We start from the raw sequence: 15,890 nt of genomic DNA on the forward strand, positions 1-15,890 counted from the left end.
AAAAACTCCCTCCTTTGGAAAAGGAGGGTTGGGGAGGATTCAAAAATCCTTAACTGACTAGCATTACATATTTAGGGGGATTAAATGGTTCACAAATCATTTTTTAACTTGTGTATTCAGTACTTTTTGTTAAATTTAAGATAATTACAAGTACACACTTCAATAATGATTCAAACTAAAATTCAAAAATTTGCCATCATCGGTGTAGGAACCGCAGGGCTTGCCACCGCAATCCTATTGGCACGACAAAATATTCAGGTCACTCTATTTGAAAAAGCTGAAAAACTCGAACCTGTGGGTGCAGGCTTATTGCTACAACCCTCAGGGCTTGCAGTATTTGAACATTTAGGCGTATTGGACGATGCTTTAAAATTGGGTGCAATCGTAACAGGCTTAGAAGGTCAACTACCAAGTGGCTTTAAACTGGTCGATAGCCATTATGCACAAGCACATGCTGATTTTTATGGTTTAGGGATTCACCGATCTACTCTCTGTCATGTTCTTGAATATAAATGCCATGAATATCCTGAACTTATCACATGGCAAATGAATACGGATATTCAAAGGCTTGAAGAAGCTACAGATGAAATTCGAGTCTATGGTACTGTCAATGGTGAAAAATTCGCTCAAGTTTTTGATTGTGTGATTATTGCCAATGGCGCACGAAGCGAACTCAGACCCAAGTCGTGGGTTAAAGTCGATCAAGCCTATCCGTGGGGTGCAAAATGGACCATTGTTCCTGAATGTTTAGACTTCGATACCCAAATTCTGCATCAGTTTTATGATCGTTCTAAAATTATGATGGGAATCCTGCCAACAGGTGCTATACCGACTGCACCTGAGCAACGGCTTTCAAGTGTGTTTTGGAGTTTACCGACAGATCAATTGGGCAATTTTTTACAGACCAATCAAGCACGTTCAGAATGGTTAAAAGAGGTTTCAAAACGTTGGTCACCTGTCGCAGATTGGTTAGAACAAGTGATTGCCAATCCTGAAGATAAACAACAATGGCTTTCAGCAAATTATCGTGATGTGGTGATGTCAAAGTTTGGCGAGGGTCGACTTGGTGTAATTGGTGATGCGGCGCATGCCATGAGCCCACAACTTGGACAAGGTGCAAATATGGCACTTTTAGATGCGTGGGCTTTAGGACAAGCTGTTGAAAATGCTACACAGCATGGATCACTTGTTTATCCACAACTTTGGAAAACTTATCACCAACATCGTCAAAGTTCGACAGCCTTTTATCAGTTTTTAAGTCGCCTACTCACACCACTCTATCAATCTGAACATTGGTGGGCAGGTGGATTCCGTGATCTAAGCTTTTCATGGATGTATCGTATTCCCTACTTCCGTAAAGAAATGGCAATTACTGTGTCAGGTTTAAAGTCTGGTATGTTTAGTCAGATGAAGTATGAGGATATTGCTAAAAGGAATTTAACGAATTGAATATAGATTTAAACATTCAAAATTCTATTGAAAAAATATTTCCACCCTTTCCATTGGGCGAGAATAGATCTCTACTTGAATGTGATTTTTATGATACTCATTATAGCTATTTTGATCAAATCACTGATGATTACTTATCAGCACTAGAGGTTTCAGCAGAAGAATTAATCCTTGAATGGAGCTTTGATTGGCCAAATTCTTACTTACAAATTGGACTAGAAGCCGCTCGTTCACGTACTAGACCCATTGAAGGTATTAACACATGGAAAGATATAAGTTATGAATACTTATATTATTTTGGCTATAACTGTAGTTTTTTAAGCTCAGAGGGCTACAAATTCTTTTTCCCTGCTGCAACCTATTACTTTCTCACTACAGATCAGAATAAGGCATATATGGATTGGTTTATTTTTAGACTAAACTCACAATGGGAAAAAGATAATCACGTTTTTAATGATATCCAAAAAGAATTTATTATTGAATTTGTTAAAGAACACTATAAAGGTTATGTTCCTTGGATTCATAACGATTAAATAATTTTCAAGATTTTCCCAAAATAATAATGAATCACGTAAACTATAACTGCTACGAAATAGCACAAAAATTTTAAATTAATGAATTGGTGAAATCCTATGAACAACTTGCAATGGCTCGATGAAGTAAAATTTAACGAACAAGGACTCATTCCTGCTATTGCACAACATCATCAAACTGGGCGCATTTTGATGGTGGCATGGATGAACCGTGAAGCACTGCAACTCACTGCAGAAAAAATGCGTGGGGTGTATTTTTCTCGCTCACGCAATAAATTGTGGTTCAAAGGCGAAGAATCTGGACATTTTCAAACCGTTTATGAAATCCGCTTAGACTGCGATGCAGATGTGATTGTGTTACAAATCGAACAAGAAGGTGGCATTGCTTGTCATACAGGTCGTGAGTCTTGTTTCTATCGCAAACTCACACCAAATGGTTGGGAAATTGTCGATGCTCAACTTAAAGATCCGAATGCAATTTATGGCAAGTCTGATGAGCATACTTCAACCAATCCACATACATTGGCAATGAATGCTTCCAATGCACAATCTGAACAAGTGGAAGTCTTGGATTACTTAGGCAAAATGATGGCTGAACGTAAATCTGCCGATCCTGAATCATCATATGTTGCCAAGCTCTACCACAAAGGCTTAAACAAAATCTTAGAGAAAGTCGGTGAAGAAAGTTTTGAAACTGTGATTGCAGCCAAAGAATATCAAGCACATGCCAATGAAGACAATAAAAACGATTTAATCTACGAAGTGGCTGATGTATGGTTCCATACCATTGTGATGTTGGGTTATTTCGACCTTGATGTACAATTAGTTTTAAATGAATTGGCACGCCGTCAGGGGCTTTCAGGCTTGGTTGAAAAAGCCAATCGTCAACATTAAAGATTTTACAATAAAAAATAAGCGCTTTATGCGCTTATTTTTTATTCAACATTTTGTAAATAAACTTAGCGTTTTTGTTCAATGGCTGCACCTGCACCACCACCAATTGCACCACCGATAGCTGCACCTGCATTGCCACCAAACACACCTTTACCAATCGCAGAACCAATTGCACCACCTACACCACTATAAGTTGCATTACGGTTTGATCCATTTTGGGTTTTGCTTCCAATGGCTGCACCCGCACCACCACCAAGTGTTGCACCTGTACCACCACCAACATTATTTCCTACACCACCACCAATCGCACCGCCTAAAGCAGCTGAAGCAACACGCTTATCATTGCTCGACATATTTTCACAACCTGCCAACAACATGGTTGAAAGTGATGCAACTGCGAATACTGTCATTGCTTTTTTCATATCTATTTCCATTCGTCCCTATTTACTATTTGCATCTTAGTCTTATTTGATGAATTAAATCTTAGGGCTTTGTTAAAAAACGCAACTTTTCACATTTTTTTGTAAATTTTTGCTGTAAAAAAAAGACGCTCGAAAGCGTCTTTTTTTATTCAAAATTTAAATGTATTTCTTAGAAAGAATCTTCATTTAAAGCTTGAGAAAATGCTTGGTCAACTTCAGAGAAGTCATTTACCAATTCATGTTCAGCAGCTTCCGCTTCTTGACGACGACGTTCTAAGTGGTAAGCCAAACCTGTACCCGCTGGGATCAAGCGACCTACAACAACGTTTTCTTTCAAGCCACGTAAATCATCTTCTTTACCTGTTACAGCAGCTTCAGTTAACACACGTGTTGTTTCCTGGAACGATGCAGCAGAGATGAACGAGTCTGTAGAAAGCGATGCTTTGGTAATACCCATCAATTGACGTTCAAACTTCGCAGGGAACTTGTTTTGAGCCAAGACAGCTTGGTTTTCGCCCACAACACGGATGTAATCCACTTGTTCACCTTTGATGAAGCTCGTATCACCGCCATCAGTGATATCAACTTTACGTAACATTTGACGTACGATGACTTCAATGTGCTTATCGTTGATTTTTACACCTTGGAGACGATAAACGTCTTGAACTTCGTTCACGATGTAGTTAGTTAATGCAACTTCACCTTTCAAACGTAAGATGTCATGTGGATTTTGTGGACCATCAGAAATGGTTTCACCACGGTTCACATGCTCGCCTTCGAACACGTTGATTTGACGCCATTTTGGAATCAATTCTTCGTAGATCTCAGCACCATCATCAGGCGTAATCACTAAACGGTTCTTACCTTTAGTTTCTTTACCGAAGCTCACGATACCAGATACTTCTGCAAGGATCGCATGTTCTTTCGGTTTACGCGCTTCGAACAAGTCAGCTACACGTGGTAAACCACCGGTAATATCACGAGTACGTGAAGATTCTTGTGGTACACGACCGATAACGTCACCGACACCGATTGTTTCGCCATCACGAACTGTCACAATCGTATTTTGTGGTAAGAAGTAGAACTGTTCTCCACCATCAGCTGTATCTAACACGATTGCAGGACGCATGTCTTTACCAGATGCAGGACGTGCTGTTACAGGCAAGATTTCAATCGTAGTCATACCTGTTGCATCATCAGTTTTCGATGTTGCAGTTACACCATCAGCAATTTGGCTGAAACGTGCTTTACCAGCAACTTCTGTTACCAATGGATGTGTATGCGGATCCCAAGTTGCAACGATACCACCACCCTCAACAAGCTCACCATCTTTAATTAAGATAGATGCACCGTAAGGAAGTTTATAACGTTCACGTTCACGACCGATGTCATCTGCAATACCGATTTCACCTGAACGTGAAACAGAGACCAAGTGACCTTTAGCATGTTGTACAGTCTTAACGTTATGGAAACGAACTGTACCTTTGTTACGAACTTGAACGCTGTTAGCAGCAGAAGTTCGGCTTGCAGCACCACCCACGTGGAATGTACGCATGGTTAACTGTGTACCAGGTTCACCAATAGATTGTGCAGCCATAACACCCACAGATTCACCTGGATTTACCAAGTGACCACGAGCCAAGTCACGACCATAACATTTCGCACATACACCAAAAGTAGATGCACAGTTTACAACTGAACGTACTTTAACTTCATCGACACCATTGTCTTCAAGGAACGTTGCAAGTTTCTCATCAATCAATGTGTTACGTGGAAGAAGGATCTCATCTGAACCTGTTTTTTTCACATCTTCAGCAAGTACACGACCCAATACTCGAGCACCTAAGTTCTCGATGACATCGCCACCTTGAATAAACGGTGTCATAACAAGACCGTCATAAGTACCACAATCAGGTTCAGTGATCACCAAGTCTTGCGCAACATCAACTAAACGACGAGTCAAGTAACCTGAGTTTGCTGTTTTCAGTGCTGTATCCGCCAAACCTTTACGTGCACCATGTGTTGAAATGAAGTACTGAAGTACTGTCAAACCTTCACGGAAGTTTGCTTTAATTGGCGTTTCAATGATCGAACCATCTGGTTTCGCCATCAAACCACGCATACCTGCAAGCTGACGAATCTGAGCTGCCGAACCACGGCACCCGAGTCAGACATCATGTAGATACTGTTAAATGATTTTTGCTTCTCATCTTCACCCTGTTTGTTTTTAACAGTGGTAAATGACAAGTTATCCATCATCGCTTTTGCAACTTGGTCATTGGTACGTGCCCAAATATCGACCACTTTGTTATAACGTTCACCCGCAGTTACGAAACCTTGCTCAAACTGTTGTTCAATTTCACGAACTTCAGTTTCCGCTTTTTCGATAATTGCTTGTTTTTGTGGTGGAATAAGCATGTCTTCCATACCTACAGAAACACCTGAACGTGTTGCTTGGCGGAAGCCTAAATACATCAATTGGTCAGCAAAGATAACAGTATCTTTCAAACCTAATTTACGGTAGCAAGAGTTAATTAACTTAGAAATGTTCTTTTTGGTCATTTCAAGGTTAATTTGTTGGAAATCCATACCTTCAGGTACAACTTCCCAAAGCAAGCAACGACCTGGTGTTGTGTCTACAACAATGGTTTGATGCTCACGGTTACCATTTTCATCAATTACAGTTTGGTGTACACGTGCTTTTACGCGAGCGTGTAAATCAACTTGACCTGTTGCAAGTGCACGGTTTACTTCGTGAGTATCCGCAAACACCATGCCTTCACCTTTAGCATTGATTGCATCACGAGTGATGTAATACAAGCCCAAGACCACGTCCTGAGAGGGAACGATGATCGGCTCACCATTTGCAGGTGATAAGATGTTGTTTGTAGACATCATTAACGCACGAGCCTCTAACTGAGCTTCGAGTGTTAATGGTACGTGTACCGCCATTTGGTCACCATCGAAGTCGGCGTTGAACGCAGCACATACGAGTGGGTGAAGACGGATCGCTTTACCTTCAATCAAGGTCGGTTCGAATGCTTGAAGACCTAAACGGTGAAGTGTTGGCGCACGGTTCAACATGATTGGATGTTGGCGAATCACAGATGCAAGAACGTCCCAAACCTCTGGTGTTTCACGCTCAACCATTTTCTTTGCAGCTTTAATGGTGGTTGCTTGACCAGATGCTTGTAGTTTTGCAAAGATAAATGGTTTGAATAATTCAAGTGCCATTTTCTTCGGAAGACCACATTGGTGTAAACGTAATGATGGACCTACAGTAATTACCGAACGACCAGAATAGTCAACACGCTTACCAAGTAAGTTTTGACGGAAACGACCTTGCTTACCTTTGATCATATCTGCCAAAGATTTAAGCGGACGTTTGTTCGAACCTGTAATTGCACGACCACGACGACCGTTATCCAACAACGCATCCACAGACTCTTGTAACATACGTTTTTCGTTACGTACGATAATGTCTGGTGCTGCAAGGTCAAGAAGGCGTTTCAAACGGTTGTTACGGTTGATCACACGACGGTAAAGATCATTCAAATCAGAAGTCGCAAAACGACCGCCTTCAAGTGGTACAAGCGGACGAAGATCTGGTGGAAGTACTGGAAGTACAGTCAACACCATCCATTCAGGCTTGTTATTTGAATCATTGAATGCTTCCATCAACTTCAAACGTTTAGAGGCTTTTTTAAGCTTCGTTTCTGAAGTTGTATTTGGAATTTCCTCACGAAGACGTGTAATTTCAGCTTCAAGATCAATGTCTTTCAACAAATCTTGAACAGCTTCTGCACCCATTTTCGCACTGAATTCATCGCCATGCTCTTCTAAAGCTGTGAAATATTCTTCATCATTTAGAAGTTGATATTTCTCAAGCGGCGTCATGCCAGGATCAGTCACGACATAAGATTCGAAATACAATACACGTTCGATATCACGTAAAGTCATATCAAGCAATAAACCGATACGGCTTGGTAATGATTTCAAGAACCAAATATGTGCAACAGGTGACGCTAATTCGATGTGACCCATACGCTCACGACGAACTTTCGCAGTTGTTACTTCAACGCCACATTTTTCACAAATGACGCCTTTGTATTTCATACGCTTGTATTTACCACACAAGCATTCGTAATCTTTTACTGGACCAAAGATTTTGGCACAGAACAAACCATCACGTTCTGGTTTGAACGTACGGTAGTTAATGGTTTCTGGCTTTTTAACTTCACCATGAGACCACGACTTAATCATTTCTGGTGACGCAAGACCAATGCGGATGCGATCAAACTCTACTGGAGCATGACCGTCTGAATCCGTCTTTTTGCGCATGATATCGAGCAAGTCTTTCAATTTTTTTCTCCGTGTGTTGTGGAGATTTTCACTCTACAACTGGGTCACAAATATTGTTTTTACTGATTTTAGGGAATCTCGAAATCCCCCCTAAATCCCCCTTTAAGAAAGGGGGACTTCTCCCCTCTTTTTTAAAGAGGTGAGAAGCGATGCTTCGCAAGGGGAGATTTCTTAGTCACCATTTTTCAGTTCAATGTTGATACCTAAAGAACGGATCTCTTTGGTCAATACGTTGAACGATTCAGGCATACCTGGGTCCATATAATGGTTACCATCTACAATATTCTTATAGATACGGGTACGACCTTCAACATCATCCGACTTCACAGTAAGCATTTCTTGAAGTGTATAAGCAGCACCATAAGCCTCAAGTGCCCAAACCTCCATCTCACCGAAACGCTGACCACCGAATTGAGCTTTACCACCCAATGGTTGTTGTGTAACAAGAGAGTAAGAACCTGTAGAACGCGCATGCATTTTGTCATCAACCAAGTGGTTAAGTTTCAGCATGTACATATAACCTACAGTTACAGGACGGTCGAAACGCTCACCTGTACGTCCGTCATATAATACGGTTTGACCTGTACGTGAAATATTTGCAAGTTCAAGTAAGTCTTTGATTTGCGATTCTTCAGCACCATCAAATACAGGCGTTGCTAAAGGAACACCTTTACGCAAGTTACCTGACAATACCAAGATTTCATCATCAGTTAAGCTATCAAGATCTTCTTGCTCGCCACCAACTTTGTTATAGATCTTGTCTAAGAATTCACGAAGCTCAAGTACAGTACGTTGTTGTTGCAACATCTTGTCGATTTGCTCACCAAGACCACGTGCCGCCATACCTAAGTGAGTTTCAAGAATCTGACCCACGTTCATACGTGATGGTACGCCAAGCGGGTTCAATACGATATCTACAGGTACACCGTTTGCATCATGTGGCATATCTTCTACAGGCAAGATGTTTGATACAACACCCTTGTTCCCGTGACGACCCGCCATTTTATCACCCGGTTGGATGCGACGTTTAACAGCCAAGTACACTTTAACAACTTTCAATACGCCAGTTGTAAGCTCATCGCCAGTCGAAAGTTTGCGTTTTTTCTCAGCAAATTTCTCATCAATTTCAATGCTCTTCTCTTTCAAGAACACTTGAATTTGTGTTAAACGCTCAGCAACTGCTTCATCTACAGGCTGGATTTCAAGCAAGTCAACAAGTTCTAAACTCGACAATAAATCTTCAGTGATTTTTTGACCGCGTTTAGTTGTACCACCACCGTTTGACTCTTGACCATTCAACAAACGAACAATACGTTCACGTGCTGCTTCTTCGAAGATTTTGTATTCTTCTTTCAAATCTTTACGGTAAGCATCAAGTTGTGCTTTCTCAATCGCTTGAGCACGCTCATCTTTCTCAATACCATCACGAGTGAAGACTTGAACATCAATAACAGTACCTTTCACACCAGAAGATACACGTAAAGATGAATCTTTTACGTCAGCCGCTTTTTCACCAAAGATTGCACGAAGCAATTTTTCTTCAGGTGTTAATTGCGTTTCACCTTTCGGTGTTACTTTACCTACAAGGATATCGCCTGCTGTAACTTCAGCACCAATATACACAATCCCTGATTCATCAAGCTTAGACAGTGCAGCTTCACCCACGTTAGGAATATCAGCAGTGATTTCTTCTGCGCCCAACTTAGTATCACGCGCTACACATGACAATTCTTGAATGTGAATCGAAGTCAAACGGTCTTCTTGAAGTACACGCTCAGAAAGTAAGATCGAGTCTTCGTAGTTATAACCATTCCACGTCATGAACGCGACACGCATGTTTTGACCAAGCGCAAGTTCACCACCATCAGTCGATGGACCATCAGCAAGAACGTCACCGCGACCGACTTTATCACCAAGGCTTACAAGCACTTTTTGGTTAATACAAGTGTTTTGGTTCGAACGTGTATATTTGATGAGGTTATAGATATCTACACCTGCTTCACCTGCGATCATTTCGTCTTCATTGACACGAATAACCACACGAGAAGCATCAACAAACTCAATACGTCCGCCACGTTTCGCGATCACACATACACCAGAGTCATGTGCTACGTTTGCTTCCATACCTGTACCAACAAGTGGTTTGTCAGCAAGCAATGTAGGAACAGCCTGACGTTGCATGTTTGAACCCATCAATGCACGGTTGGCATCATCGTGTTCAAGGAATGGAATCAATGACGCTGCAACAGATACAACCTGCTGAGCAGATACATCCATATGCGTTACTTTTTCAGGCGGCATACGTACGAAGTCACCTTGATGACGTACAGATACAAATTCTTCTGTTAAGTTACCATCTTGATCCACACCAGAATCGGCCTGTGCAATGACAGTACCTACTTCTTCAATTGCAGATAAATATTCAACATCTTCAGTAACTCGACCATCAACAACTTTACGATATGGTGTTTCTAAGAAACCAAAACTATTACATTTCGCATATACAGAAAGTGAGTTGATCAAACCAATGTTTGGCCCCTCAGGGGTCTCAATTGGACACACACGACCATAGTGAGTTTGATGTACGTCACGCACTTCAAAGCCCGCACGTTCACGTGTTAAACCACCAGGACCGAGTGCTGATACACGACGCTTGTGTGTAATTTCAGACAATGGATTGTTTTGGTCCATAAACTGAGACAATTGGCTTGAACCAAAGAATTCTTTGATCGCAGCAGCAACAGGCTTCGCATTGATCAAATCTTGTGGAGACAAGTTATCTGTTTCAGCTTGTGATAAACGTTCTTTAACTGCACGTTCAACACGAACAAGACCTACACGGAATTGGTTTTCTGTCATTTCACCAACAGAACGTACACGACGGTTACCTAAATGGTCAATATCGTCGACTTCGCCTTTACCGTTACGAATTTCAACCAATGTTTTTAATACATCAGTGATGTCTTCGTTAGAAAGAATACCTTCAACTTCACGTGATTTTTGGTCAGTACCGACTTCGTATGGACGACCTAAACGACGGTTAAACTTCATACGACCCACTGGCGATAAATCATAACGCTCAGTCGAGAAGAATAAGTTATTGAATAAGTTTTCAGCTGCTTCTTTTGTTGGCGGCTCGCCTGGACGCATCACTTTGTAGATTTCTACAAGTGCTTCTTCACGACCAGAAGTCGTATCTGCACGCAAAGTATCCGCAACGAATGGACCACGATCAATGTCATTGGTATAAAGTACGTTAAATTGTTTAACGCCACCTTCAGCAATTTTCACCATAACTTCATGGCTAAGTACTGTATTTGCAGCAATCACTTCACCATCATGTAAAGTAATATCTTGTGCAACAATACGCTCATACAAATATTCATCAGGAACAGGAAGTTTTGTTAAACCCGCAGCTTCCATTTGACGAACATGACGTGCATTAATACGTTTACCTTGTTCAACAATCACTTTACCGTCATTGTCTGCAATATCAAATTGCGCCATTTCACCACGAAGGCGTTCTGGAACAAGGTCAATTTGATAACTACCCATATCAAGATATACAGGAACTTTTTCATAGAACATGTCTAGAATTTGTTCATTCGTATAGTTCAAAGCACGTAAAACAACTGTTGCAAGCAATTTACGACGACGGTCGATACGTACATAAACTAAATCTTTCGCATCAAACTCAAAGTCTAACCATGAACCACGGTAAGGAATAATACGTGCTGAATACAACACTTTACCGCTTGAATGAGTTTTACCCTTATCATGATCAAAGAACACACCTGGAGAACGATGCAACTGAGATACGATTACACGCTCAGTCCCGTTAATCACAAATGTACCGTTCTCAGTCATGAGTGGCATTTCACCCATGTACACTTCTTGCTCACGAACGTCTTTGATTGATTTCGTTTCACGATCTTTAATGATCAAACGAATTTTTACGCGCATTGGTGCCGCATAAGTTGAGCCGCGAAGAATACATTCACGTACATCAAACTCAGGTTTACCAAGGCTATACTCAACGAATTCTAAAGCAGCATTGCCAGAATAACTTTCTATTGGAAACACTGAACGAAATGCGGCTTGGAGACCGATATCTTCGCGGTTTTTTGGAGTTTTGCCATCTTGTAAAAATGTTCTGTACGAGTCGACTTGGATCGCGAGCAGGTACGGAGCATCCATAACTTGGGGCAATTTACCAAAATTCTTACGGATCCGTTTCTTTTCGGTATATGAGTATGCCATCTGGAGTCCTCGGAAAGTAAACTAAACCCGCCTGCAGAACGGATTTAGAAGGAATTACGCAGGTCGATATGACCACCACCTTTTACAAATGCTGCAATTTTCAGTGGTATAAAACGCTTAACAATATTTTTAAAATGGAAAAATATTGTTAAGCGTTTGATTTTATTTGCTTATTTTTAAAATTGATGATTTTTATATCATTCAATTCAAAATCGAGCCGATTATTGTAACGCAAAAAGGCTGATAGCCCAAGAGCTATCAGCCAATTTGTGGAGTCGATTTTTAAATAATCGACCCCCTAAGCGATTACTTAAGTTTAACTTCAGCACCAGCTTCTTCAAGTTTTTTCTTAAGTTCTTCAGCTTCTTCTTTAGAAACGCCTTCTTTGATTGCAGAAGGAGCGCCTTCAACAAGATCTTTAGCTTCTTTAAGACCAAGACCAGTTGCTTCACGAACTGCTTTAATTACAGCAACTTTGTTAGCACCGAAGCTAGCAAGTTCAACTGTGAATTCTGTTTGCTCTTCAGCAGCAGCAGCAGCAGGACCTGCAGCAGCTACAGCTACAGCAGCAGCAGATACATTGAATTTTTCTTCGAAAGCAGAAATAAGTTCTACAAGTTCAAGAACTGTTTTTTCAGCAACTGCGTCTAAGATTTCTTGGTTTGTTAAAGCCATGAGAATAACTCCAAATGGAAATTGAATGGTGTGTAAATAGATTTAAGCTTATGCAGCTTCTGACTCGTTTTTCTCTTTGAGCGCTGTAATAAGGCGACCCAATTTCGAAATAGGAGCTTGAAGAACGTTTGCAAGCATAGTAAGCGCTTTTTCTTGGTTTGGAAGGTTCGCAATTACGCTAACTTCAACACCTTGATAAACTTTGCCATCAAATGCAGCAGCTTTAAGTTCAAATGCTTTGTTAGTTTTAGCGAATTCTTCAAACAAGCGTGCAGCTGCACCCATGTCGTCTTCAGAAGTCGAGAAAGCTAAGATTGTTGGGCCAACAAGGTTGTCGTTCAAGATATTAAATTGAGTATCTTGAAGAGCACGTTTCGCCAAAGTATTACGTACAACACGTGTAGCAACACCTAGTTTACGAGCTTCAACACGAAGAGCAGTTAATTGCTCAACAGTTAAACCTTGATAGTCAGCAACAACAGCAGCATACGCAGTTGAAGCAACTTCAGTTACTTCTGCTACGATCTGTTTTTTGTCTTCGATAAGAAGAGCCATTGTAAAACCTCCTAACGGTGATTTATGCACTCTAAAAAGAGCACACTCCCAATTCGTAAACCTTTCGATTTACACGCGGAGGAGGAACAAATCACACCACCGCGTCTACTCAGACTGGATTTTTAAGAAGCAAGTTCGCAAACCCACCTCGCCTGAGGTCTTTGACGCTGATAAATTCACATCTATCAATTCAAAGTTTGCCTAAGAATCCCCCTAAATCCCCCTTTAAAAAAGTGGGACTTACACCCCTCTTTCATAAAGAGGGGTTGGGGGAGATTATCAGGGCTTTAAAATTCTTTTATCGTTAAATAAGTTAAGACTTATTTAGAAACGTTTTGTACATCAATCGTAAGACCAGGACCCATCGTTGAGCTCAAAGTGATCTTTTGAATGTAAATACCTTTAGAAGTCGCAGGTTTTGCTTTCTTAAGGTCAGCAACAAGTGCTTCAACGTTTGAACGAACAGCTTCAGCAGTAAAACCTACTTGACCGATCGCAGCGTGGATGATACCCGCTTTGTCTACACGGTAACGTGCTTGACCCGCTTTTGCATTTTTAACTGCAGTTGCTACGTCAGGAGTTACAGTACCCACTTTAGGGTTTGGCATTAAGCCACGTGGACCAAGGATCGTACCTAATTTACCCACAACACGCATCGCGTCTGGTGCAGCAATTACGACATCAAAGTCAAGGTTACCCGCTTGGATGCTTTCAGCAAGATCATCAAAACCAACTACGTCCGCGCCTTCAGCTTTAGCAGCTTCAGCAGCAGCGCCTTGAGCAAACACAGCAACACGTACAGTTTTACCAGTACCTGCAGGAAGTGTAGTCGCGCCACGAACAACTTGGTCAGATTTACGAGGGTCAACACCTAGGTTTACAGCAACATCCAAAGATTCTTTGAATTTAACTGCAGGAAGACCATTAAGAACTGCAACAGCCTCTTCCAAAGTGTAAACTTTGTGCGCTTCAATAGCAGCAACGATGGCTTTTTGACGTTTAGTTAATTTAGCCATGTCTTATAGCTCCACTTCCAAGCCCATAGAACGTGCAGAACCAGCAATGGTACGTACACGTGCGTCTAAATCAGCACCAGTCAAATCTGGTTCTTTAGTAGTCGCAATCTCTTCTAATTGAGCACGAGTCAACTTACCAACTTTAGTTTTGTTAGGTACAGCTGAACCTTTTTGGATACCAGCAGCTTTCTTAAGAAGAATTGCAGCAGGTGGGGTTTTCATGATAAATGTGAACGACTTATCGTTGTACACAGTGATCACTACAGGAATTGGAAGACCAGCTTCAACTTTTTGTGTCGCAGCATTGAATTCTTTACAGAATGCCATGATGTTAACACCACGTTGACCTAGTGCAGGACCAATCGGTGGAGATGGATTCGCTTTACCAGCTGGAACTTGCAGCTTGATATAGCCGTCAATCTTCTTAGCCATTATCTATTACCTCTGGGTAGTAACGCCGCTAGGCTCCCCATTTTATTCACACAACAAACATGTTGTTGCGATAATAACAATGCCCGATTAGATCGGGCGCTTTTCAACCAGCGACTGTTAAACTGTCTTTTCGACTTGACGAAATTCCAATTCAACTTGTGTTGGTCGATTAAACACGTTAATCGTTAAGGTTAAACGTGATTTATCGTATATAACTTCTTCCACTACACCTTTAAAGTCAGTGAATGGACCATCAATTACCAATAATTCTTCACCTGGCTCAAACATTGTCTTAGGACGAGGTGCTTCACCAGTATTGCGTACACGTGCAAGAATCGCATCAGCTTCTTTTTGCGTAATTGGTGCAGGTTTTTCTGCAGTACCACCAATGAAACCTAATACTTTTGGACATTCTTTAACGATATGCCAAGTTTCATCATTCATTTCCATTTCAACTAACACATAGCCTGGAAAGAATTTACGCTCTGATTTACGTTTCTTACCATCCTTCATTTCCACCACTTCTTCAGTAGGGACGAGGACTTCACCAAAGCTATCAGCAACAGCGCTACGCTGGATTCGATCATTAAGTGAACGCATCACTTGTTTTTCATAACCAGAATAGGCATGAATAATGTACCAACGTTTCATAGCTCTCTTACCCGATAATAAACTTCATAAACCAACCAATAATGTAGTCAAAACACCACAAAATGATCGCCGCAACCACTACTACCAGTAGAACTTGCCATGAAGCTGTAACTGTTTCATGTTTCGTAGGCCAAGTGACTCGACGTAATTCTAATCGAGCATCTTTCAACAAACGAACAAAGCCTTTGCCTTGATGGGTGGCGTATAATAAACCTAAAGCCACTACGATACAAGCTATAATTACCCCGATGCGTACCCAAATACTATTTGCTGGCGCCCAATATGCTGGTAAAAATTGATTTACCATCATTGCACCCACAAGCAATACCAAGGCAACAATCCATAACACCACATCAAATGGTGTACCAGAACTGACTACTTCAGCGGAATTATTTCTTTGAGGAATTGCAGTGCCGCTCATTGCGTCACGTGATTTATCATTCGACATTCTTTTACTCGTCGTAGGATTCGCGACTTATTATATGACCAGATCAGTCGGCATCAAGTTTTTTATTTAAAAATATGGCAGGTCAGGACGGGATCGAACCGCCAACATTCGGTTTTGGAGACCGACGCTCTACCAATTGAACTACTGACCTATAACACAAACCGAGAATCGAAACCCTCGGTTTGAGATAAAC

12 protein-coding genes, 1 tRNA gene and 1 pseudogene are annotated in these 15,890 nt (G+C 41.2%); 3 read left to right on the top strand and 11 right to left on the bottom strand.

Annotated features, from left to right (window positions below):
- Positions 1-165: 165 nt before the first annotated feature.
- The 3 genes from AVJ19_RS18350 to hisIE all read left to right on the top strand — a co-directional run bounded on the left by AVJ19_RS18350 (position 166) and on the right by hisIE (position 2,876).
- Entirely contained in the window at positions 166-1,449 is a 1,284-nt protein-coding gene (locus AVJ19_RS18350) for an FAD-dependent oxidoreductase (protein WP_111861055.1), read from the top strand.
- Positions 1,446-1,982: a hypothetical protein gene (locus tag AVJ19_RS18355; RefSeq protein ID WP_228203403.1), complete on the top strand. Its 537-nt coding sequence runs from the start codon at positions 1,446-1,448 to the stop codon at positions 1,980-1,982. The genes AVJ19_RS18350 and AVJ19_RS18355 overlap by 4 nt, the downstream gene beginning before the upstream one ends.
- Positions 1,983-2,081: 99 nt before the next feature.
- On the top strand, positions 2,082-2,876 hold the full coding sequence (hisIE, locus tag AVJ19_RS18360) for a bifunctional phosphoribosyl-AMP cyclohydrolase/phosphoribosyl-ATP diphosphatase HisIE (protein WP_111861056.1): 795 nt from the start codon (positions 2,082-2,084) through the stop codon (positions 2,874-2,876).
- Positions 2,877-2,941: 65 nt separating this feature from the next.
- On the opposite strand, the gene AVJ19_RS18365 is transcribed toward hisIE, so the two are convergent.
- The 11 genes and pseudogenes from AVJ19_RS18365 to AVJ19_RS18410 all read right to left on the bottom strand — a co-directional run bounded on the left by AVJ19_RS18365 (position 2,942) and on the right by AVJ19_RS18410 (position 15,848).
- A complete protein-coding gene (locus AVJ19_RS18365; protein WP_111861057.1) occupies positions 2,942-3,298 on the bottom strand; it encodes a DNA transfer protein p32 in 357 nt (118 codons plus the stop codon).
- A gap of 169 nt (positions 3,299-3,467) precedes the next feature.
- The gene (locus AVJ19_RS22905) at positions 3,468-5,408 is read right to left on the bottom strand and encodes a hypothetical protein (protein WP_416240589.1); all 1,941 of its coding nucleotides are present in this window, start codon (positions 5,406-5,408) and stop codon (positions 3,468-3,470) included.
- Between the two features lie 6 nt (positions 5,409-5,414).
- Positions 5,415-7,639 (bottom strand): annotated as a pseudogene (rpoC, locus tag AVJ19_RS22910) (DNA-directed RNA polymerase subunit beta'); the annotation flags it as partial.
- Positions 7,640-7,831: 192 nt separating this feature from the next.
- Entirely contained in the window at positions 7,832-11,920 is a 4,089-nt protein-coding gene (gene rpoB / locus AVJ19_RS18375; RefSeq protein ID WP_111861058.1) for a DNA-directed RNA polymerase subunit beta, read from the bottom strand.
- A gap of 306 nt (positions 11,921-12,226) precedes the next feature.
- Positions 12,227-12,595, bottom strand: a complete 369-nt coding sequence (gene rplL, locus AVJ19_RS18380; protein ID WP_111861059.1) for a 50S ribosomal protein L7/L12 — start codon at positions 12,593-12,595, stop codon at positions 12,227-12,229.
- A gap of 48 nt (positions 12,596-12,643) precedes the next feature.
- Positions 12,644-13,150, bottom strand: a complete 507-nt coding sequence (gene rplJ / locus AVJ19_RS18385) for a 50S ribosomal protein L10 (protein ID WP_111861060.1) — start codon at positions 13,148-13,150, stop codon at positions 12,644-12,646.
- Between the two features lie 320 nt (positions 13,151-13,470).
- A complete protein-coding gene (gene rplA / locus AVJ19_RS18390; RefSeq protein ID WP_111861061.1) occupies positions 13,471-14,166 on the bottom strand; it encodes a 50S ribosomal protein L1 in 696 nt (231 codons plus the stop codon).
- Between the two features lie 3 nt (positions 14,167-14,169).
- Positions 14,170-14,598: a 50S ribosomal protein L11 gene (gene rplK, locus AVJ19_RS18395; protein ID WP_004868049.1), complete on the bottom strand. Its 429-nt coding sequence runs from the start codon at positions 14,596-14,598 to the stop codon at positions 14,170-14,172.
- A gap of 117 nt (positions 14,599-14,715) precedes the next feature.
- On the bottom strand, positions 14,716-15,249 hold the full coding sequence (gene nusG / locus AVJ19_RS18400) for a transcription termination/antitermination protein NusG (RefSeq protein ID WP_111861062.1): 534 nt from the start codon (positions 15,247-15,249) through the stop codon (positions 14,716-14,718).
- A 7-nt stretch (positions 15,250-15,256) separates the two neighbouring features.
- A complete protein-coding gene (secE, locus tag AVJ19_RS18405; RefSeq protein ID WP_111861063.1) occupies positions 15,257-15,697 on the bottom strand; it encodes a preprotein translocase subunit SecE in 441 nt (146 codons plus the stop codon).
- Between the two features lie 75 nt (positions 15,698-15,772).
- Positions 15,773-15,848 (bottom strand) — tRNA-Trp (locus AVJ19_RS18410).
- Positions 15,849-15,890 lie beyond the last annotated feature (42 nt).

It is taken from the genome of Acinetobacter sp. CFCC 10889 (assembly GCF_003268395.1).
Taxonomy (GTDB): domain Bacteria; phylum Pseudomonadota; class Gammaproteobacteria; order Pseudomonadales; family Moraxellaceae; genus Acinetobacter.